Below are 21757 nucleotides of genomic sequence, written 5' to 3'. Positions count from 1 at the left end.
CCTCCTTTATTAATAAATATCGTCTTTTACGCTTTTTGTAGTTTTTTCTTGCTTCATTTCTTTAATAAATCCTTCATCATAGGACCTTACATTTATAGGAAGTGGTAATGGCACCGCATAGCCAAATACAAGTGCTTGCTTTTGTTCTAATGTAGACAGTATTTTTACAAGCCTTTTTGTATGTGAAGCACCTTGAAAAACAGCATTGATATCATTTTCATCTTTCAGTTCCATTACAAGTCTTGTTCCAATTTGCGAAAGAACTTCTGGATCAATTTCGCTTGGCCTCTGATCAATAATGAAAAGAGTGACATTAAACTTTCTCATTTCTCTTGCAATTCTTCCAAAGACATTGTTTGCCTGATACTGCTTTGAGAGAAATTTGTGTGCTTCTTCAATTGCAATTATCACACGATTCTTTTGGGTATCTTCCGTTAAATTAGAAAATTCATTAAAAATTCTTCTTGTGATAATATTCGAAACAAAATAGTATGTAAGTCTATCGTCTTTATAATCACCAGAAAATTGCACAACCACGCTTATCCCATTTTTTAGGTTCTCAATTATGCTTTTTATTGAATCGCTTGAACTAGTTTCTTTAAGAAACTTCAAATTTTTCAATTTTTGGAGGTGTCTTGAAAGTGCATCAAGTGATTCTAAATTAACGGCAAGCTCGTCAGAAACCTCCTTTTTATCTTTTACATTTGGATACTCATCTAAAAGAAACTTAAGCCAATCTTTACGTCTCCTTGAAACTATTTCAAGCGTTTCTTCTGATTTTGGAGAAAATTGTAATATATCTGACACAAGCACAACATCTTCAGGCTCAACATCTTCATATGCAATTTCAATGTATGTATTTGCATCTTTACTTGATTTTGATACATCAAAAATTTTGACAGATTCTGAAAACAAACTTGCAAGAGAATCAATTTTTCCACTTTCACTTCTAATACTTCTTCCATGTTCATTATGCATATCAAAAATGAGCAAGGTAGAAATTTTATTCTTTATGAGACCTGCAAAAATTATTCTTGCAAAGAAAGATTTTCCAGATCCTGTAATACCAAAGAGTCCCGAATTTCTCATTGAAAGTTTTTCAAGATCTATGTAAAGTTTTTCTTTACTTGTAAGAGGTGTGCCTATGTAAAAAGCATTCTTCTCAGGAATAATTCTCCGAAAATCGGTCGACTTCACACTTCTTACTTTTGAAAAATGGGTTGGCAATGTTTTTACTGTGGTGCCATAAGAATTCGGATCCTTAGGTAGCGAAAGATATGGAAAAATGGAAATTTCATTATATACAAACGACGATACTGCAAGTTTTTCGATTCCATCATCAACATCCTCATCAACTGGCGGATCAAAAAATACTTCATCTGTGGTCACCTTAAGCCTTATATCATCAACGACACACAAATAGTCCATATTTTTCCCTTCAACAACAACGAAATCTCCAATTCTTATATTTTCTGGATTCACATAGGTATTTAATTTAAATGTAAGACCTTCTCCAAAAGAGCCAGATGTAATGTACCCAATGTAATTGCTTAATTCCTTTTCCATTAACCCTTCACTCCCCTTACAATCTCCATAAGGGATGCATAATCCTTTCTAAAAGCAGTTGAAAGCTCTAATATTAGTTCTTTTAATCTTTCAGATCTTTCATCCTTATCAAACTCAGAAAGATAATTCTTTAATAGACCTATAATGGCTTTGTTTCTTTTCGGAAATCTATTTGAATCAATTCTTGCAAGTTCAAGCATTACGAAAATATTATCAAAAATTTTTTTAGTCTCCTCAAATTTTACCTCGTAAAGAAGCGCATTCATAACAGGCGACTTTGTAAAAGGAAAGTAATGCTCTTTATCAAACTCTGCAAGCGGATATATCTTAATAAGGTATCTTAGATAATCATTAACATGTGGGTATTCTTCCTGAAGTTTTTCTTCGGGTATATCATATGACTCGTGGCTTCCACCAGGGATCATATTTATATAAAGATCATCAAGCACTAAAAATATCAGATTATTAATCTTTGTAGTTTTTAAAAGAGTCCCAACTTGAATAGTTGCCTTTTCCTTTGGTTCGGCAAGAATTTCAAGCCCGTCAATTGAAATTATTTCTGCTATGTGCTTTTCTTCCATTTTTCAATATATTATATTAAAATACTTGAAAAAAATAACTTAATTTGTATTATTAAAGCAAAGGAGGTTAGGAAAATGATTTTGGATGGAAAAGAGATTGCAGTAAAATTACAAAACGAAATTAGGACTAATGTCGAGGAATTAAAGAAAAGGTTAATTAATCCGGCACTTGCAGTTGTGCAAGTTGGCGAAGAGAAGGCATCTGAAAGCTATGCAAAGAACATTAGAAAAGAAGGAGAAAACCTTGGCATTTATGTAGAGCATCATAAACTACCCACTGAAATTACGGAAGAAGAATTTCTTTATAATATTAAAAATCTTAATCTAAGAAAAGACATTCACGGAATCCTGATTGAACTTCCTTTGCCAGAGCACATAAACAAGTCAAAGGTAATAGAAACAATTGCACCAGAAAAGGATGTTGATGGTTTTCATCCCATAAACTTTGGAAAACTCTTTGAAGGAACCACTCCTTTTCAACCAGCAACTGCACAAGCAATACTTACCACCATAAAAACTGTCGTAACAATAGAGGGTAAATATGCTGTTGTGATAGGAAGAAGCAATATTGTTGGAAAACCAACTGCAGCATTACTTCTCCAAGAAAATGCAACAGTAACAATTTGTCACTCAAAAACAAGAAACCTCCAAGAAATAACAAGATTAGCAGATATTCTTGTTGTATCAGTAGGAAAAGCAAAACTAATCGATAAGAGTTATGTTAAACCTGGTGCTGTTGTAATTGATGCAGGAATCAATAAAATTGATGGAAAACTAGTTGGTGATGTGGATTTTGAGAGCGTTAAAGAAGTTGCAAGTTATATAACACCTGTCCCTGGTGGCATTGGAGTATTAACAACGCTTATGCTTTTCAGGAATACATTAAAAGCTGCAAAACTACAAAATAAAATAATTTAGGAGGTGAATTGTGCACGAAGGAGAAAGGAAACTTGAGTGGGCTTTTACACATATGAAAATTCTTCAAAAAATAAAGGATGACTTTGAGAAAAGAAAACCTTTTAAAGGAATTAATATTGCACTTTCAATTCACCTTGAAGCCAAAACTGCAAATCTTGCAAAAGTCCTTAAAATTGGTGGTGCAAATATCTATGTGTCTGGCTCAAATCCTCTTACTACACAAGACGATGTTGCGGAGGCTCTAAGAAATTTTGGAATCCCAGTTTTTGCAAGAAGAGGGGAAACTGAAAGTGAACATCTTGAAAACATCATGAAAACTCTTGATGTAAAACCACATATTGTGATTGATGACGGCGGAGATCTTGTACACCTTTTACACTACAAAAGAAAAGATCTTCTCAAAAATGTTATTGGCGCATGCGAAGAAACTACAACGGGTGTTATAAGAAACAAAGCACTTGAGAATGCAAGACTCCTCAAATTCCCAGTTATTGCAGTAAACAATGGGAAATGTAAGCACCTTTTTGATAATAGATATGGAACAGGTCAATCTACATGGGATGCCATAATGAGAACAACTAACCTAAACATAGCGGGAAAAAACGTCGTTGTTGCAGGTTATGGCTGGGTAGGAAAGGGTGTTGCAATGAGAGCTCGGGGATTAGGAGCAAAGGTAATTGTAACTGAAGTTAACCCAATAAAAGCAATTGAAGCACATATGGATGGCTTCGAAGTAATGGAAATGAAAAATGCCGCAAAAATTGGTGATATTTTTGTTACCACGACTGGTAATATAAATGTAATTGATTCAAGACATTTTGAACTTCTAAAAGATGGAGCAATTTTAACAAATGCTGGGCACTTCAATGTTGAAATAGCAATGGACGAACTTGAAAAAGAAAAAGTCTCAAAACGTGAAGTTAGACAAAACATCGAGGAATACACTCTTAAAAATGGAAGACATGTCTATGTATTAGGTGAAGGAAGGTTAGTGAACCTTGCATGTGCTGACGGACATCCAATTGAAATAATGGATTTATCCTTCGCGCTTCAAGCTCTTTCTGCAGAGTACCTCTTAACACACAAGCTTGAAAACAAAGTCTATGATGTCCCAGAAGAAATAGACACAAAGGTTGCAAACATATTCCTTGATGCTAATGGTATAAAAATTGATAAACTCACCAAAAAACAAATAGATTATCTTACAAAGCCACATTAAGAGGGATAAATGAAAAAGGAAGAAATTGAACGAATTGAATCAATTGAAAGAAAATTGTTTGAAATAGAGGAACGTCTATCGGATATTGAAAATGCAATTGAGAACATACTCGAGTTCTTCCAGAATGTGCTTTCAAGCGATCCAAATGCAACACGAAATTAGAAGGTTATTAAAAGGAGGCTTATATGTCTTTAATTGTTACCGTTTATGTGCCATCTGGAATTGTAATGGCATCTGACAGTAGACAAACTGTATCCTTGCAAAGGCAGGATATGCCAAATGCAACTCCAATTCCAATTGTGAGTTCAGATTATGTCTACAAAACATTTCTCCTTTCAAAAAACAATGTAGGTATTTCTACTTTTGGAGAGACCTTCTTGGGCGGAATTCCAATGGACTTTTACATTCAAAAGTTTGAGGAAGAAATTGTTCAGCCACACGATACAGTTGAAGAAATTACAAATAAACTCCTGAATTTTTTTAGAACTTCTTTTCCAAATGCCGATACCTCGTTCCATATTGCAGGGTATGTAAAAGAAGGAAAGAGTAGCATCCCTTATGTGTATCACATAAACATAAAAAGAAGTGAAAAATTTCGAGTAAATTACTCAAATGAAATGCGAAAAGTTGTTTATGGGGCAAGTTGGGGAGGAGAAGGAGATATTCTAAACGAAATACTTAATCCCGTTTTTATAAAAGACCCACACGGCAATTTTGTGCAGATCCCTAAAGCACCAATCCTCTGGGATGCTATGCCACTCCAAGATGCAATTGATTTTGCAGTCTATGCTATCCAAACTACAATTGATACAATGAGATTCCAAGCTCGCCCAAAAACGGTAGGCGGTCCTATTGATGTACTTCTTATAACGATGGAGGGAAGTAAATTCATACGGAGAAAAGAAATTAGGTAATGATTTTTAGGTTAATCTTTGCTTTAATATTTCTAATTATTCTATACGGATATTTTATTGAGCGATTTTTAGTTCAAAAAACAAAGATTGCATTCAATAATTCATTTAATATAAAATTTGCTCATATTACTGATCTACACTTTTCAAGAGAAACTAAACGTGAGAGAAGAATTCTTGCAATTTTAAAAGAAGAATCTCCAGATATCATCTTTATAACAGGTGATGTAGTTAATTACAGGGAAGAATTTGTGGCTTATTTTTACCTTAAGAAGATAAAAGAATTGGGAAAACCAGTCTATTTTGTCTTTGGTAATTGGGACTACAAAATAAAAGACTTCAAAAAGCTTAAAACAGATCTAAAAAATCTTAAGATCACTGTGCTTGAAGATGAAAATACGGTTTATACAAAGAACGGCCAGAAAGTAAATATTGTTGGCGTAAATGATCCATATACAAAAAGAGCAAATCTTAAAAAGGCAGTTTCTGGCATTGATAAGTCCTTATATACCATTCTTTTGTCACATTCACCTGATATCTTTTATGAAGCAAAGGAAAAGAGCATAAATCTTGTCTTATGTGGACATACACATGGAGGACAGATTAAATTCCCATTTATTAAATTTGCGCTCTTTGTACCTTCAAGATACGGATCTCGGTTCCTTTGCGGGCTATTTAGAGAAGGGAATACTACAATGTATGTAAATAGAGGCATTGGAGAAAGCCGTTTACCTATAAGAATTTTTGCAAGACCAGAGATTCTTATCGGAACAATTTAAATATAAGTATAATAGGTTTGGAAAGGTGGTGGTATCATGAAAGAAATTAAGAAAGTTGTAATTCCAGTAGGTGGTTTTGGCACTAGACTTCTCCCAATCACAAAATCCCAACCAAAAGAGATGCTTCCCATTGTTGACAAACCTGCAGTTCAATATGTTGTTGAAGAAGCAATAAACTCAGGTATAAAGGATATCTTACTTATAACAGGAAGAGGAAAAAGGGCAATCGAAGATTATTTTGATTATGCAATTGAACTCGAACAGGAACTTGAGCAAAAAGGGAAGCATGATCTTTTAAAGATAGTAAGAGAAACAAGCGAACTTGCCTCAATTTTTTACGTAAGACAAAAACTTGCAAGAGGCTTAGGAGATGCTGTATATCATGCAAAGGGATTTATTAATGATGAATATTTTGGCGTGCTACTTGCAGACGATATTATTGATGCTGATGTGCCCGTATTAAAGCAAATGATACAAATTCATAAAAAGTATGGTGGTAATGTTATTGCTGTAATGAAAGTCCCAATGAGCGATGTTAAGTCTTATGGAATAATTGAAGCAAAAAAGATTGAAGATCACGTATACGAGGTTAAAGATCTTGTTGAAAAGCCCGAACCAATTGAAGCGCCATCTAATCTTGCAATTGTTGGAAGATATATACTAAATCATACAATTTTCGAAGCCCTCGAAAAAACACAACCTGGCAAAAATGGGGAAATACAATTAACTGATGCGATAAGAAAACTTCTTTTAAATGAGAGAGTTTTTGCATATGAATTTGAAGGCACACGTTACGATGTAGGTGAAAAACTGGGTCTCATAAAAGCAAATATAGCCTTTTCATTTAAAAGGGAGGAGTTAAAAGAAGAACTTAAAAATTATCTAAAAGATCTATGTAAGGAAGACTAATTCCCCAAACATAACATCAGGCGAAACATCTGTAATTTTAACATTGGCAAAAGAATTAATGGGAACATCTCCTCTAAATTCTACCTTAAGGTAATGGGGAGTAAAACCTGTTAATTTTCCGTTATTATCTTCTTCAACAAGCACTTCAACAACACGCCCCAAAAAACGTTCTTTAAATTCCTTTGCAATTGCATTTGCAAAATCCCTTGTACGCTCGCTTCTAACCGTTTTTGTAATTTCAGGTACATTTTCTTTAAAGTAAAATGCGGGTGTAAATGGCCTCTTCGAATACCTAAATACATGCACCTTTGAGAATGTAACCTCTCTTATTATTGACAACGAATTTAGAAATGCATTCTCAGTTTCAAAAGGAAAACCAACAATTATATCAGTTGAAATTGAAAAGTCAGGGTCAATTTTTCGTAATTTCTCAACAATTTTTAAATAATCTTCCCTTGTATAACCTCTATTCATCTTTTTCAAAATCTCGTTATCGCCTGATTGAAGGGATATATGCATATGAGGTGTAAGTGCATATGGTTCTTTAAACTCATCAATGAGCTCGTCACTCACATGTTTTGGATGAATTGAGGAAATTCTCAGTCTTTTTAAGCCATCTATTTTCTTTAAGTCCCTAATAAGATCAACAAGTGTAATACCTATATCTTCGCCAAATTTTCCAATCTCAGTTCCTGTAAGCACTATTTCTTTAAATCCTTTATCAACAAGCCTTTTTACTTCATTAATCACAAGATCCTTTTTCTTACTCTTTATTTCATATCCACGGACAAATGGTACAATGCAGTATGTACAAAAATTATTGCAACCTTCTTCAATCTTTACAAACGCACGCGACCTTTCAAGAAAACTCTCTATTCTTTCAACTTCTCCGTCTTTTGCTTCAATTCCCGTCTTTATAAAATCAGCAATTTTACTTTTTGCACCGCGATAAAAATAAACTCTTGAAATTCTATCTTCGTCATGGAGTTTTACATAGCAACCTGTAAGAATTATGAGAGCATTTGGATTCTTTCGTATAGCCTCGTTCAAAGCCTTTCGTGTTTCCCGTTCTGCCTTTTCTGTTACAACGCATGAATTTACAATGTAAATATCTGCCATATCCTTAAAATTGACTTCTGAGTAACCTGCACTAATTAAAGACTCTCTCATTAATTCTGACTCGTATTGATTTGTTTTGCAGCCTAATGTGAAAATCGCAAAGTTCATCCTAAGATCTTTTCTGATAGTTGCTCTAATTTGTTTGCAATTTCCTCAAGGACAAAGATTCCCTTAATATAATCCATTCTTATTGGACCCAAAAGGCCCAAAGTTCCTTCAAGTTCTTTAATTGAGTATTTAACAGTAATAAGACTGTAATCCCACAATTCTGGCAGTTTGTTTTCCTCTCCTATAACAAGTTGCAACTTCTCGTCCTTCGTAACATCGTTTAGTATCCTTTCAAGTACTTCTTTTTCTTCAAGAATGTTTAATAAAAATTTGAGCCTTTCTTCAGCAATTTGAATTTGAGTGGTAAGAAGATTGGAAATTCCTCTTATAAATATCTCTTTTGTTTTCCTTTTCTCATATTCATTTTTAAGAGTCTCATAGAATTTTCCAATGATTTGTGAAAAACTTTTTCCTAATTCGTCAATGTAAAAAGCATTACTGAGGATTTCCTTTAGAGCCTGTTTAAGAGTCAAATTCTGCAATTTTCCGTTCAAGAAATTTTCAATGAGCCTCAGGTTTTCTTCTGAAAGTTGGTAGTTTCCAAGGAGTATTGCTTCAGTTGTTTGTGTTGTAGTTACAATTACGGTGAAAAGAAGATTTGTTGCTAAAAAGAAATGAATATAACGTAGTTTTTCGTCTTCAAAGCATGGAGAAACAACAAGAGAAATTTCATTTGTATATTTTGAAATGAGTTCCGAAATTTGTGAGAGTATCTCAGAAAGGCTCTTAATTTTCTCTGGCTCTGGAAATTTAATTTCCGACAATTTCAAACGCTTTCTTTCTTTCAAAGACTCTTCAACAAAGTATCTAAAGCCCTTTGTAGTTGGAATTCTTCCAGAGGAGGCATGGACCTGTGTAAGAAAACCCATTTCATCAAGTTCCGCCATATAGTTTCTTACGGTTGCAGGAGAAATAGGAAAATTAACATTCCGTGCAACCCGTTCAGAAGAGACGGGCTCGCCAGTTTCAATATATTCTTTCACAACTTCCTTCAATACTTCGGATTTTCTCTTGTCAAGTTCCATGGCATATATATTATAACACAAATTTTGATGTAATTTGATTTTGAGTATAATTACTCTGATAGATATTAGCTTGTTGTAAGAAAGGATGGTAAACATGCTTAAAAAACTAATAGAAGAGCCTCATTCAAACGAACGAGTTTCAAACTTCAACATACTTTTAAAGGACTTAAAGGCATTTGTTTCGGTTCCTTTTTCTATCTCTTGGTATAGGAGTTCAGAATCCAAAAAGGTTTTTCCACTTCTCTTACAGGAACTTCAAGACCTTAATCCCGATAGAATTAGACTAAAAAAGTTTTTGCCAGGATACAATCCTTTCTTCAAACACTTAGATTATCTTCAATACTACCTATACGAAGAAAATGGAAAACCAGTTGGAAGAATTGCTTCTATTATCGATAGAAACTACAAAGAAAAGAAATACCAAGGACGGATTGGTATAATTGGCCTCTTTGAAGCAGAAACAAAAGAAATTGGATTTAAACTTCTCGATGAAGCGATAAAAGACCTTAAAAATGAAGGCTGCACAAAAATCATTGGCCCTATGAGATTTAATGCATCAGGAGAAGCAGGACTTCTTATAAATGGCTTTGAACATACACCGATGCCAATGGAACCATACAATCCACCATACTATAAAGAAGTTTTTGATGAGTATGGAGAAAAAGAAAATGATTGGTATTCCTTCCTAATAGACGAAGAGAGGGCTTCAAAATACATGGAAAGAGTAACGGCAGTTCTCAATAATAGTCTTAATATTGAAGAAAAGCTCAGAAAAGAAGGTATAGTAATAAGAGATGCGAACCTAAAAGATTATGCAAATGAGATAGAAAAGATAAGAAAAATTTACAATGCTGCCTGGGATACAATAGAACATCCACAATTTGAAAAATTTAGCGATGAAGAATTCAACTATATCGCAGCATCGCTCAAACAAATTGCAATACCTGAACTCATATATATCGTAGAAGAAAACGGAAATGCAATTGGCGTATCAGTTACGATTCCAAACATAAACGAAGTCATAAAAGAAATTGATGACAAACTTTTCAAAAAATTCTATCCACACAGAAGTTCTTTTTCTTTAGCAGATACATACAGAGACATAATTATTTTTAGGGAAATAATGAGGCGTCTTAAAAACAAAAAATTCATGAGTGCAAGAATTTTTATCTTGGGACTTCTCAAAAAGCGAACTGGCCTCGATGCACTCCTCTATAAGAGGACATTTGATGTTGGAAGAAGTCTTGGAATGAAGTATGCATCAGCCTCACAAATTGCCGATACGAATGTAGATATGACAAATCCACTTATGAAAATGGGAACTATTGGCTTCACTTGGAGAGTATACAATATTAACTCTTCTTGAATAAAAGGCTTAAAAGGAAAATTACTGAAATTACAAAAATAATCGCAGGACCTGTTGGAAGATTTAAAATGTACGAAGAACCAATTCCAAGAATGCTTCCTGCAATTCCAAAAATTACAGAATAAATAAAAGTTTCTCTCATATTTCTTGATATATTAAGAGCTGTCGCCGGTGGAATAACAACAAGTGCAGAAACAAGAATTATACCAACAATTTTTGTGGAGATTAAAACTATAAGAGAAAGTATCGCCATAAAAATGTAGTCAATGAGAATCACATTGTATCCTCTTATTTTCGCCAAATCGATATCCACCGAAATAAGAATAAATCTCTTCATAAGAATCGCAGTTATTATTATCACTGGAATTGAAATTGCAATTATGAGGTATATATCAAACTTTGATGTTGAAAGAATATCTCCAAAAAGATAACTCATTAAATCTGGTTTATAACCTTTTACAAAAGATACAAGAATTAGCCCAATACTCATTGAAAAAGGAAGAAGGATTCCTATTATTGTGTCTGAAAAAAGCTGGGATTTTTCGACAAAATATGAAACACCAACCCCGGTTAAAAGTCCCACGCCAATTGCTCCAACAAATGGATTTGTATTTGTAAGGTACGCAAGTGCAACACCTGCAAGAGAAGCATGCGATACTGCATGTGCAAAGAAAGACATCTTTCGTAAAACCACAAACACTCCAATTAATGCACACAAAAAACTTGTTAAAACCCCTGCAATAAGACTTCTAATGATTATTGGATTCATGGTCTTTGTAAAACTCGCACGGCCCTCCTTCCTTACAAATCTTATGCTTGTAAGTTGAAACATCCTCTCCAAAAATACCTGCAAAGTTTTCCTCAAGAAATACATCTTCAGGATTACCAAAGCACACAAGCCTTTTATTTATGCAAATAGCAACATCAGCCATTTTAGTTATATTATAAACATCGTGCGACACAAGGAGGATCGTAACATTATAAGTTTCTTTTGTATATTTCAAAAACTCATAAAAGGCACGCTCTCCAATTTTATCAACACCAGAGAAGGGTTCGTCAAAAAGCATGAGTTTAGGTTTAGATAAAAGTGCTCTTACAATTAAGACTCTCTGAAGTTCGCCGCCAGAAAGAGAAGAAATTTTTTTAGATAGAAGGCGATTAACATCGCCTACCGTTGCAAATTCTGAAATTGAATCTTTTAAGTTTCTTACGTAAGGTGGGAAAGATATCTCAAGAAACTCATAAACAGTTAAGGGCAAGCTCTTTGTTCCTTCAAAACGTTGCGGCACATAGGCAATTTTAAATCTATCTTCTTTGGTTAATTCTTCTCTTCTTTTTTGAAATATTTTTACAGTTCCTTCGTAAGGTATAAGCCCTAAGATTGCTTTAAGAAGAGTAGTTTTACCCGCTCCATTTGGACCTAAAATAACTGCAAATTGTCCCTCATCAACTTTAAATGAAATATCTCGAAGAGCAAAGCTATCATTAAATTTTACATTTAAATTTTGAACTTCAAGAATTGTATTTTCCATCATTTTAGCGCATCATAGATGGTATTTACATTGTACTCAATAAGATCAGTATAAGTCTTTATCTTCACTCCATCCCCAAGGGGATCCAAACTTAAAACTTTTACATGGGTATCCTCAACGATTGACTTATAAATATCAGAGGAGAGCTGTGGCTCTTTAAAAACCACTTTAACATTGTATTTCTTGATTAGATTTTCTATTTCGATAATCTGTTTTGGAGTAGGTAGTTTATTTGGATCTGGTTCAATTGACGCAAGGATATTAATTCCAAAATATTCTGCAAAATATGGAAATGCATCGTGGAAGGTTATTACATTTCTATTTGGCAAATTGACCAACTTCTGTCTAAGCTCTGATGCTTTATTAAGTATCGCCTTTTTGTAATTTTCGTAATTCTTTTCATAAACATCCTTATGTATTGGATCAAGTTCGACAAGTGTATTTTTAATAACTTCACTTTGGATTACAAAATATTCAGGATTGAGCCAAAGATGGGGATTGCCGTTATGTAACTCAACAACATTTTTAAGTGGTTCTGAGACATTGACAACCCTTGCAGTAAGAGATGAAATTACTGACTTTAAAAATTCTTCAAGTCCAAAGTTGTTTTCAAAAATTACTGATACATTTTCAAGATTTTGTAAATCCTGTGGAGTAAGAACATAAGTATGTGGAGAGCTTCCAGGTAGTACAATCACAAACACATCTACAAGATCTCCCCCAATCGACTTAACCGCATCATAAAAAGGGTAAATCGTAACTGCAACCTTCAATTTCGAACTCTCAGTTTTACTTCTGCAACCCGTAAATAAAGTCCCCAAAAACAAAACAACAAGAATTAAAATAAAGACCTTTCTCAAACTCATATAAATCACCTTGTATATTATAGCACGGAATTAAAGAAAGATTAAAAAACCTTAAACTAAAGTTATAGTTTATTTTGCATTTTTATTAAATAACAATTTATAATCACCATGGGGTACTTGCTTATTTCTCTATTTTTTACTATCTCTTCAATAACCTCTTTAAATTCAACAGGAGTATGGCTATATTTTTCGTAGAAATCACAATCGATAAAATACAACGTGAACCTCAGGCATTTTTTAGGGTTTATAAAACTCTCAACGGATACATTGAATAAAATACCCTCAATATTACAAATAACTAAATATTTAGAAAACTCCTGTAATTTCTTTTACAGCTTTCTCTATTCTTCGAAGACCTTCTTCAAGGATTACTCTGGGAGTTGCAAAGTTAAGACGTGCAAAACCTTTACCCGATTCACCAAAAATATAGCCATCATCGAGGCCAACTTTTGCCTTTTTTCTTAAGAATTCACTTAATTCATGTTCATCTAAACCAAGTTCTCTAAAATCAAGCCATGCAAGATAAGTACCTTCAGGTCTTATGACTTTTACATTTGGAATTCTTTTTTTAACAAAATCCATTAAAAAATTTATGTTTTCTTCAAGATACTCAAGAAGTTGTGAAAGCCATTCATCGCCATAGCGAAATGCAGCTTCCATTGCAACAAGCCCAAAGGCATTTGGTGTTGAGAGAATTCGCCCTTTTGCCTCAATGAATCGTGCTCTTATTCTTTCATTAGGAATTATAATAACGGACGTTTCAAGACCTGCAAGGTTAAAAGTTTTACTTGCCGACATACAAGTAATAGAGTTCTCTTGAAACTCTTTAGAAATTGTTGCAAATGGAATATGTTTATGCCCTTTATAAACTATCTCACAATGAATCTCATCAGAAATCATAACTGCACCATGTCTTAAAACGATTTCTCCAATTTTTTCAAGCTCTTTTCTATTAAAAACTCTTCCAACAGGATTATGGGGATTAGACATAATCATTGCCCTAACCCTTGCAGGTGTTGGAGTAAGACCAGGTTTAGGTAAGAATTTTTTCTCAAGATCTTCAAAATCAATTTCATAATGACCATTTACAAGTTTTAAATCAGAACTCACAACATGCGCACCGTTATCTCTAATTGCATGGAAAAACGGATAATACACAGGTTCTTGAACAAGAACGCTATCTCCAGGTGATGCAAATGTTTTAACAGCTGTGTAAAGAGCAGGAACAACCCCGGGTGTAAAAACAAGCCATTCAGGCTTTACATCCCAATTATATTTTCTTTTTAACCTATCTATAGTAGCCTCAACAAGCGAATCTGGAACAACCGTGTATCCGTAAATTTCATGTTCTGCACGTTTACGAATTGCATTTGTGATCGGCTTTGCAATTTTAAAATCCATATCAGCAACCCACATAGGAAGCACATCGCTATCTTGAAATATGAATTTTACACCATCCCACTTGTAGGAAGCAGTACCAATCCTATTAACAACTTCATCAAAGTTATATTTCATAATTTCGCCTCCAATAAATCAAATCGCCTTGCTTCTTTTATTAAAATCTACGGATAAATTTTAATTAATTTCGTAAAAATTGACTTATCCTCTGAGAACGAAGCAACTCCAGGCTTATCTGAAACACCAAACACTATAGCACCTTTCGAAAGCGCATATTTTCCAATGTCAAAAACTTCACCTGTTATAAGAATCTCTTCTGAAAGAAGAGTCTCTAAAGGTGTGTCATCAGGTAAAAAGTTCATTCTTGCAAGAGTTTTTTCGAGTTCGACTTTTCTAAAAGTCGGAAATAATGTCGGTGATTTTGCTTTGATATTTTCTTTTACTTCATAAACAAGGTCTTGAAGTTGTCCTGAAACTCTAATATCTTCTATAAATTCCTCAAAAGATGTTGTTTTCGCAAGCTTTAGAAATTCATCAAGAGAAATTGCATTAGAATAAATAATGAGGGTTGTAATTGAGACAATATCCTGATTATCCTGAGTAAAGTTCAAAAGATCCTTTGTGTGAATTGATTTGTAGAGTTTCAAAAAATTTCCTTTTTCCAACGAATCAAATTTCTTCTGAAAAATTGCTTCAGCGATGGAAACTATTGCGTCGGTTCTTGCCTTGTCAATTGGAAGATGATTTCTTCCATGCGCACCAATTGCTGTTTTATCAATGTCAACAATTACAATTGTTTTCTCACTAATTTTATCAGAGACAAAATCTTTTATCTTTGCCCAACTATTGTTAAAAACAACATAAGGATAAGGAGATTCAAAGTTTGTTTCCTCCTCATCAGTAATTACTCCAAAAATATCAAATCCTAATTCTTCGAGATTTTTTATAACTGTGAGATCCGAAAGAAACGTATCACCAAGATAGACTATGTTTGAAAAGTCCATCGCACTTTTCAAAATCTCAGAAATTACGAGCGCATACTCTTTGTCCTTTTTCCTGGGAAGTGCTTGAAGCTCGAGCTTATCTTTCAAAGTTTCAAAATTTGGAAGAGACTTTTTAACCGGATTTAATTCTCTAAAAATTATATAATCCCTAAAAATATCGTTTAATATACCTTTTTTAAACATCATATAAGCCCCTTTGCAAACGCAAATTCTGCATTAAGTATGCTCCCTCCTGCGGCACCTCGAATAGTGTTATGGGATAAAATAGTAAAAGTTAGAACATCACCTTTGAGTTTTATCCTCCCAACGCTTACACTCATTCCCTTTCCATTATTTAAATCAAGGGTAGGCTGAGGGCGTAGAGTATCCTCAAATACAATGATTGGTTTTTCTGGTGCTGTGGGAAGCTTTAATTCCTGTGGAAGACCTTTGAAATCCCTAAACGTTTGTATAATTTCTCTCAAATATGCCTCAACTTTCAAAAATACAACCTCTGTGTGTCCTTCACGCACTGGCACTCTATTAGTTCGAGCAAAAATATCGATATCAGAATCTTTAAATTCGTTCCCAAATGTTCCTAAAATCTTTTTTGTTTCAATCTCAATTTTCTCTTCTTCTTTTTCAATGTAAGGTAAAATATTCCCATGTATTTCCAAAGCAGAAAGCCCATGAATGCCTGCGCCTGAAATTGCTTGCATTGTCACGACAAACAGATCACTTATTCTAAATCTTCGAGAAAGTGCTTTTAAAGGTATCACAAGCCCTGTTGTGGAGCAATTTGCATTGGTAATGATAAATCCCTTTGTGCCCTGAAATTTTACAGCCTCAATATGATCAGGGTTCACTTCTGGAATTAAAATGGGAACGAATTTATCGTATCTATGAGAAGATGCATTTGAAAAAACAAAGTGCCCATTTTCTGCAAGTTCAACTTCAAGGGTATATGCAACATCAGATGGAAGAGCTGAAAATACTATACTTTCCTCAACCTGTGGCAAGTCTTCAAAGGATTTTAAGACTATATCTTTTGCGTATTCTGGAATATCAGTTTCTAAAATCCAATAAACAGCATCCTTATACCGCTTTCCCTCACTTCTTTTACTTGCATATAGACTTGTCACTTCAAAGAAAGGGTGATTCTCTAAAAGGTTTACAAATCTTTGACCAACTAAACCAGTTGCACCCATAATGGCTACTTTTTTCTTCATATGTACGCCTCCAAACTTAAAATGTCCTGTAGCACCCCTTCAGCTGTAATCCTGAGGCCTGCACCAAGCCCACGAATTGTTATAGGTATTCCGGAAAAGTTCTTTAAATAAATTTCAAAGATGTTTTCACCCTCTTTAAGTGTTGCAAATGTAGAATCCTTTGGAAAACTCTTTAAAGTAATCCTTAGTTTATCTTCAATTTCTACAACAGGATAGACAACACCATTTTTAGAAAGTTCCTTCAGGCGATGTTCAAAATTCATTAAATCATTTTCAAAAAATTCGTCAAGCGTCTTTGCCTTCGTAAAACACTCAAATTCAATATCCTTCTCTTTAAAGTCTTTTCCTATAAGATATGAAAGAATTTTTCCCTTTCTAAGCAAATCCATCCCTACAAGGTCATCAACAGGATTTGGTTCTGTATATCCCAATTCAACTGCCTTCAAAATTGCATCTTTAAGTGATTTACCTCTATTTACAAGCGTAAAAATAAATGAAAGTGTACCAGAGGGAAGCCCTACAATTCTATATACCTCATCGAAAGAATTGATAAAATCTCTTATAACCTTAATCAAAGGAAGCGATGCACCCACTGTTGTTTCATAAAGGAATTTTCCTTTTGCACTTGTGAATTTTTTATAAGTTTCATAATCAGTTGCAAGGTTTTTCTTATTTGATGTAACCACATTGTAACCCAAAGAAAGTAGTTCAAGAAGATCCATTCCAATCGTATCAGAATTCGTTACATCAACTACTATTGTATTTTTGGGAAGCGTTTTTACATAATTCAAAGGAGAGCCTACATTCTTGAATCTAAAATCCCAATTCTTAATGTGTGTCTCAACTTCATCACTCTTTGCAAAACTTCCTGATCTTGCAAGTCCCGCATAACGCAATCGAAAGTGTAGGTTATTCTCGAAATACTCTTTGTTTTCTTCAATGAGTTTTATAAGCTCCTTTCCAACAGCGCCAACCCCAAACTGGAAAATATTAAGAGTTTTTATCTTGGGATTTGCAAGTCCAAGTTCACTGTGAAGCGCATTAATACTCTTTGAAACATCTCCCCTTTTAACAACAAAAGAAAGGCTATTTTCTGATGAACCTTGCACAACTGACAGGATTCTAAAACCATATGCATATGAAATCCTAAATATTTCTTTTTGAATCGATTCATCGCTATTTAAACCATCGCCAACAATTGAAATAATTGATAGATTCTTTTTAGATGAAATTCTATCGATAAGTTCAAGTTTTATTTCGTTTTCAAATTCGTGTTCAAGTCCTTTTAGAAGAAGATCTACTTCACTCTCTTTTATAAATAGATCAACAGTTTGCTCTGATGAGGATTGTGCAATCATTATTATGTTTACATTTGATCTATTTGCAACATCAAAAATTCGTTTTGAGATCCCTTTAAGTCCCTGCATACCCTTTCCCTCAACTGAAACAAGTGCAATATCCTTTATGGATGTTACCGCCTTTGGTCCCAAAAATGATGTCTCATCTGAAATAAGCGTATGTGAGCCATTGGGATTAAAAGTATTAATAACACGAATGGGAATATGTTTTTCAATTGCAGGAATAAGAGATTTTGAGTGCATTACTTTTGCGCCAAAATAGGATAGTTCTCTTACCTCTGCATAGCTCAATTTCTCAATAGTCTTTGCATCAGAGACTATCTTTGGATCTGCACTTAATACCCCGTTTACATCTGTATAAATCCAAACCTCTCTTGCATCAAGAAGCCTTCCTAAAATAGTTGCAGAATAATCGCTTCCTCCACGCCCAAGTGTAGTTATTGATGAATCAAAAGTTACTCCAATATATCCTGTTACAACTGGGGTAAATCCCTCTTTTAGGTATCTTCCAAAGATTTTTTCGGCTCGTTTCTTACTTTCTTCATAAAGAGGATTTGCGTCAAGAAAATCAGAAGTCGTAATAAGATATTTTATTGCATCCACAGACACTGACTTAAGACCCATATTCTGAAAATATTTTGAGACTATCCTTGCGTTGAGACGCTCTCCAAAAGATTGAATAAGTGCATTTGCTCTATCTGATAGTTCCCTCAACCTATAAACTGCAAAAATTATTTGTTCAAGTTCGTCCAATAATTCATTAACTGATTTAAGTGTGCTTCCAAATAGTTCAATTGAAGTTTCATTGTGTTTTTTCCTAATCGATTCTAAAACATCTTTGAAACTCTCATCACCTGATACCGCAAGATTACCTGCCTTTATAAGACTATCGGTTATACCGCTCATTGCTGATACAACAACAATCTTAGATTCAGGAATACCTTTAACAATATCATAAACTTGCCTTATTGCCTTTGCGCTCCCAACAGATGTGCCACCAAACTTTAAGACAAGCATATCAAGATACCTCCGATGTAATCTTCTTTAAAATAATTTCAAGATCTTTAAGATTTGATATTGCAAAAAACCTATTCGTAACGGAAACACCTTGAATCATTCCCGTATGCAGGTTGATAGAAGTATCAGGGTCTTTAAGAAGATTTCCTGTAAGAATCAAAAGAACCTTATCGCTACTCCTAATTACACCTGATCTTCTAAGCTTTCTTAAACCAGCAAGCGTAGAAGCACTTGAGGGCTCACATCCTATCCCAATATTATCAATATCTCTTTTTGCTTCAAGGATTTCAGCATCGCTTACACTTTCAACAATACCGTTTGTAAATTTTATTGATTGCACGGCTTTTTCATAATTTACAGGGTTTCCTATACGAATTGCTGTTGCAATCGTTTCGGCTTTCATTGGTTCAAATTTTTTAAAGTCATTCTTAAATGCTTTATAAAAAGGCGAGGCAGCTTCTGCTTGAATGACTGCAAGACGAGGGATTTTATCAATAAAATGAAACTCATAGAGTTCCTTTAGCGCCTTTCCAAAGGCTGAAGTATTCCCTAAATTGCCACCCGGCACTATAATCCAATCAGGCACCTCAAAATCAAGTTCTTCAAGAGCATTTATGATAATTGTCTTTTGCCCTTCAAGGCGAAGAGGATTTAAGGAATTAAGAAGATAAAGTTTATATTCATGACTTGCATCTTCTACAAGCTTCATTGCATAATCAAAATCACCTTCAATTTCAAGTACATTTGCCCCATACGAAAGCGCCTGCGATAACTTTCCAATAGCAACTTTACCTTTGGGAATAAAAACAACACTTTTAAGCCCCGCATGAGAAGAATAACTTGCCAAAGATGCAGAGGTATTTCCAGTTGAGGCACATGCAGTAATTTTAAAACCGAGTTTCTTTGCAACACTTACGCCAACTGTCATTCCCCTATCCTTAAAAGAGCCCGTTGGATTTTCCCCTTCATGCTTGAAGTATACTTCCATCCCATCTATGATTTTCTTGTATAAGTTTGTCCTTCCCTCAGGAAGCGTGACAATTGAATCTTCCTCAATATCAAGGACAAACTCCCTGTATCGCCATACGCCACTTTGATCATAGGGCTTTAAAGACATTCTTCTTTTAAGAAATGTTTCTTTAAACGATGGATGAAGAGGTTCTTTAAGGCTTACTTCTAATAATCCGCCACACTCACAACGAGTTTTTGATGAAAAAACATCGTATGTTTTCCCACATCTAATACATCTAAGCTCCCTTTCCATATTGGGATAATTATAATATAAATTGCAAATTTTGAGAAGAAATGGAAATGGAACTTTTCCGTTATTTTTAATTCTATTATATAATTTAATTACAACAATCTAAAATTAGGAGGTAGATATGGAAGAATTAAAGGATTTTGACCCAAGAGACGTTGAAGAAAATAAGGTAATTGCAAGCTTATCATACATTTCAATTCTATTTTTAATTCCTTTGCTTGTAAAACGTGATAGTAAATTTTGTATAGAGCATGCAAAACAGGGGCTTGTGCTTTTTATTTTTGAAATTGCCTTAAGTATTATTGAATATATCCCAATACTTGGATGGATTATAGGTTTGCTTGGTGGAATTGTTTTATTTGTTGTTTCTCTTATTGGCTTTATCTATGCATTGCAGGGTAAGTTTTGGAAGATACCTATCGTTTATGATTTAGCCCAAAACTTCAAATTCTAATTTAAGGAATGAACTATGGATTGGGATATAAGCACAAAAAAAGTGCTCATTACGGGGGCAACATCTGGCATCGGCAAGGCAACCTTAATAGACCTTGCAAAGTCAAAAGCATTTGTTATCTTTACCGCAAGAGATAAAAATAAGGCTCTTACGGTGCTCAAAGAGGCAAAAGAATTATCTAAAAATGAAAACATAGAATTCTTTGAGGTAGACCTTTCAAGTTTCAAATCAATTTTAGATTTTCTTAAAAGATTCAAAGAAAAACATAACAAACTTGATATTCTTATAAATAATGCTGGCACATGGAACATGAGACTTGCACTTACAGAGGACGGCATTGAAAAAACCTTTATGGTGAATTATCTTGCACCTTTTTACATTACACACTCCCTTTTGCCGCTTCTTTCTGAAGGTAGTCCTTCAAGAATAATCAATGTATCATCTGCAATGCACAAAGGCGGTAAAATTAATTTAGATGACCTTGAATCGAGAAATCACTATAATGGTATTCAATCTTATAGTAATTCAAAACTCATGATACTTATGTTCACAATTGAACTTGCAAAGAGACTAAAAGACAAAGGTATTTATGTCTTTGCAGTTCACCCTGGACTTGTTAAAACTGGGATATTTTCAAACTTTCCGAAACCTATAAGAGATTTGTTCTTAATTGGCGCAAAAACCCCAGAAGAAGGTGCGAAGACAAGTATATACCTTGCAAAGACTAAGGATATAGAATATCTTACAGGAAATTACTTTGCAGACTCAAAACCAACAGATTACTTAAAAATCGCAGATAACGAGGATTTGCGAAAAAAACTTTGGGATAAAACTACAGACTACATAAAGAAATACATAAACGATTTCGAACCCTTGGTTTAATTAAAAAAGCCCCTCTTTAGGTTGAGGGGCTTTATCATAATCTATCTGCTTGCTCTTTTAGTAAGTTTCTCCAGAGCGATAGAATGCTTCGATTTTTTCTTCATTTTCTTTGAGTACCTTTTCTTTTCTTTGTTTATATTCCCGTATTCTCTTTGCAACTTCTGGGTGATCATGTTCAAACACAGGCCGAGAGATTTCTTCCCATTTCTTTGAAAGCTCATCAAGGTGTTTTCCAACATCTTTATACATATTTTCTAAGGTGCCATCTGTGGAACA

The 21757-nt window shown here is 34.1% G+C and carries 21 protein-coding genes and 1 pseudogene; 9 read left to right on the top strand and 13 right to left on the bottom strand.

The genetic code is table 11. The features are described from left to right. Positions 1–9: 9 nt before the first annotated feature. Both ACMV0E_RS00110 and ACMV0E_RS00105 read right to left on the bottom strand, forming a co-directional pair. Positions 10–1566, bottom strand: coding sequence for an ATP-binding protein (locus ACMV0E_RS00110; RefSeq protein WP_416084354.1), 1557 nt, complete (start codon positions 1564–1566; stop codon positions 10–12). After that, positions 1566–2147: a hypothetical protein gene (locus tag ACMV0E_RS00105; RefSeq protein WP_416084353.1), complete on the bottom strand. Its 582-nt coding sequence runs from the start codon at positions 2145–2147 to the stop codon at positions 1566–1568. The genes ACMV0E_RS00110 and ACMV0E_RS00105 overlap by 1 nt, the downstream gene beginning before the upstream one ends. A gap of 75 nt (positions 2148–2222) precedes the next feature. On the opposite strand from ACMV0E_RS00105, the gene ACMV0E_RS00100 reads away from it, so the two are divergent. From ACMV0E_RS00100 to galU, 6 genes are read left to right on the top strand one after another with little or no spacing between them, the layout of a single operon-like run. Further along, entirely contained in the window at positions 2223–3065 is an 843-nt protein-coding gene (locus tag ACMV0E_RS00100) for a bifunctional 5,10-methylenetetrahydrofolate dehydrogenase/5,10-methenyltetrahydrofolate cyclohydrolase (protein WP_416084352.1), read from the top strand. A gap of 10 nt (positions 3066–3075) precedes the next feature. After that, the gene (locus tag ACMV0E_RS00095) at positions 3076–4284 is read left to right on the top strand and encodes an adenosylhomocysteinase (RefSeq protein WP_416084351.1); all 1209 of its coding nucleotides are present in this window, start codon (positions 3076–3078) and stop codon (positions 4282–4284) included. A 9-nt stretch (positions 4285–4293) separates the two neighbouring features. Continuing rightward, positions 4294–4446 (top strand): hypothetical protein, encoded by a 153-nt coding sequence (locus tag ACMV0E_RS00090; RefSeq protein WP_416084350.1) that lies wholly within the window; start codon positions 4294–4296, stop codon positions 4444–4446. A 23-nt stretch (positions 4447–4469) separates the two neighbouring features. After that, positions 4470–5198 (top strand): hypothetical protein, encoded by a 729-nt coding sequence (locus ACMV0E_RS00085; RefSeq protein WP_416084349.1) that lies wholly within the window; start codon positions 4470–4472, stop codon positions 5196–5198. Beyond that, positions 5198–5974: a metallophosphoesterase gene (locus ACMV0E_RS00080; RefSeq protein WP_416084348.1), complete on the top strand. Its 777-nt coding sequence runs from the start codon at positions 5198–5200 to the stop codon at positions 5972–5974. The genes ACMV0E_RS00085 and ACMV0E_RS00080 overlap by 1 nt, the downstream gene beginning before the upstream one ends. A 36-nt stretch (positions 5975–6010) precedes the next feature. After that, positions 6011–6883: a UTP--glucose-1-phosphate uridylyltransferase GalU gene (galU, locus tag ACMV0E_RS00075; protein WP_416084347.1), complete on the top strand. Its 873-nt coding sequence runs from the start codon at positions 6011–6013 to the stop codon at positions 6881–6883. On the opposite strand, the gene mtaB is transcribed toward galU, so the two are convergent. Then, positions 6866–8110, bottom strand: coding sequence for a tRNA (N(6)-L-threonylcarbamoyladenosine(37)-C(2))-methylthiotransferase MtaB (gene mtaB, locus ACMV0E_RS00070; RefSeq protein ID WP_416084346.1), 1245 nt, complete (start codon positions 8108–8110; stop codon positions 6866–6868). The two genes, galU and mtaB, sit on opposite strands and share 18 nt — an antisense overlap. After that, entirely contained in the window at positions 8107–9135 is a 1029-nt protein-coding gene (gene hrcA / locus ACMV0E_RS00065; RefSeq protein ID WP_416084345.1) for a heat-inducible transcriptional repressor HrcA, read from the bottom strand. Before hrcA ends, mtaB begins: the two co-directional genes overlap by 4 nt. A gap of 94 nt (positions 9136–9229) precedes the next feature. Between hrcA and ACMV0E_RS00060 the strand changes: the two genes are divergently transcribed. Next, positions 9230–10501 (top strand): hypothetical protein, encoded by a 1272-nt coding sequence (locus tag ACMV0E_RS00060; protein WP_416084344.1) that lies wholly within the window; start codon positions 9230–9232, stop codon positions 10499–10501. Here the strand turns inward: ACMV0E_RS00060 and ACMV0E_RS00055 are convergent. From ACMV0E_RS00055 to thrC, 8 genes are all read right to left on the bottom strand, one after another. Then, complete coding sequence (locus tag ACMV0E_RS00055) at positions 10488–11270, bottom strand: metal ABC transporter permease (RefSeq protein WP_416084343.1); 783 nt, start codon at positions 11268–11270, stop codon at positions 10488–10490. The genes ACMV0E_RS00060 and ACMV0E_RS00055 overlap by 14 nt on opposite strands. Next, positions 11251–12036, bottom strand: a complete 786-nt coding sequence (locus ACMV0E_RS00050) for a metal ABC transporter ATP-binding protein (RefSeq protein ID WP_416084342.1) — start codon at positions 12034–12036, stop codon at positions 11251–11253. The genes ACMV0E_RS00055 and ACMV0E_RS00050 overlap by 20 nt, the downstream gene beginning before the upstream one ends. After that, entirely contained in the window at positions 12033–12899 is an 867-nt protein-coding gene (locus tag ACMV0E_RS00045; protein WP_416084341.1) for a metal ABC transporter substrate-binding protein, read from the bottom strand. The genes ACMV0E_RS00050 and ACMV0E_RS00045 overlap by 4 nt, the downstream gene beginning before the upstream one ends. A gap of 306 nt (positions 12900–13205) precedes the next feature. Continuing rightward, on the bottom strand, positions 13206–14414 hold the full coding sequence (locus ACMV0E_RS00040; protein ID WP_416084340.1) for a MalY/PatB family protein: 1209 nt from the start codon (positions 14412–14414) through the stop codon (positions 13206–13208). A 47-nt stretch (positions 14415–14461) separates the two neighbouring features. After that, positions 14462–15487: a hypothetical protein gene (locus ACMV0E_RS00035; protein ID WP_416084339.1), complete on the bottom strand. Its 1026-nt coding sequence runs from the start codon at positions 15485–15487 to the stop codon at positions 14462–14464. Further along, positions 15484–16509, bottom strand: a complete 1026-nt coding sequence (asd, locus tag ACMV0E_RS00030) for an aspartate-semialdehyde dehydrogenase (protein ID WP_416084338.1) — start codon at positions 16507–16509, stop codon at positions 15484–15486. Before asd ends, ACMV0E_RS00035 begins: the two co-directional genes overlap by 4 nt. Next, positions 16506–18884, bottom strand: a complete 2379-nt coding sequence (locus tag ACMV0E_RS00025) for an aspartate kinase (protein ID WP_416084337.1) — start codon at positions 18882–18884, stop codon at positions 16506–16508. Before ACMV0E_RS00025 ends, asd begins: the two co-directional genes overlap by 4 nt. Before the next feature lies 1 nt (position 18885). After that, on the bottom strand, positions 18886–20148 hold the full coding sequence (thrC, locus tag ACMV0E_RS00020) for a threonine synthase (RefSeq protein ID WP_416084336.1): 1263 nt from the start codon (positions 20146–20148) through the stop codon (positions 18886–18888). A 118-nt stretch (positions 20149–20266) separates the two neighbouring features. Here thrC and ACMV0E_RS00015 point away from each other — a divergent pair, with 118 nt between their 5' ends. Together ACMV0E_RS00015 and ACMV0E_RS00010 are read left to right on the top strand one after the other, a co-directional pair. After that, positions 20267–20599, top strand: a complete 333-nt coding sequence (locus ACMV0E_RS00015) for a DUF4870 domain-containing protein (RefSeq protein WP_416084335.1) — start codon at positions 20267–20269, stop codon at positions 20597–20599. A gap of 15 nt (positions 20600–20614) precedes the next feature. Then, positions 20615–21481: an SDR family oxidoreductase gene (locus ACMV0E_RS00010; protein ID WP_416084334.1), complete on the top strand. Its 867-nt coding sequence runs from the start codon at positions 20615–20617 to the stop codon at positions 21479–21481. A gap of 57 nt (positions 21482–21538) precedes the next feature. Here the strand turns inward: ACMV0E_RS00010 and ACMV0E_RS00005 are convergent. Next, positions 21539–21757 (bottom strand): annotated as a pseudogene (locus ACMV0E_RS00005) (radical SAM protein); the annotation flags it as partial.

Origin of the sequence: Caldisericum insulae (assembly GCF_047785965.1) — a bacterium.
Classification (GTDB): Bacteria; Caldisericota; Caldisericia; order Caldisericales; family Caldisericaceae; genus Caldisericum; species Caldisericum exile_A.
The sequence above is the reverse complement of the archived record's forward strand: the minus strand, read 5'-3'. Positions and strand labels throughout refer to the sequence as shown.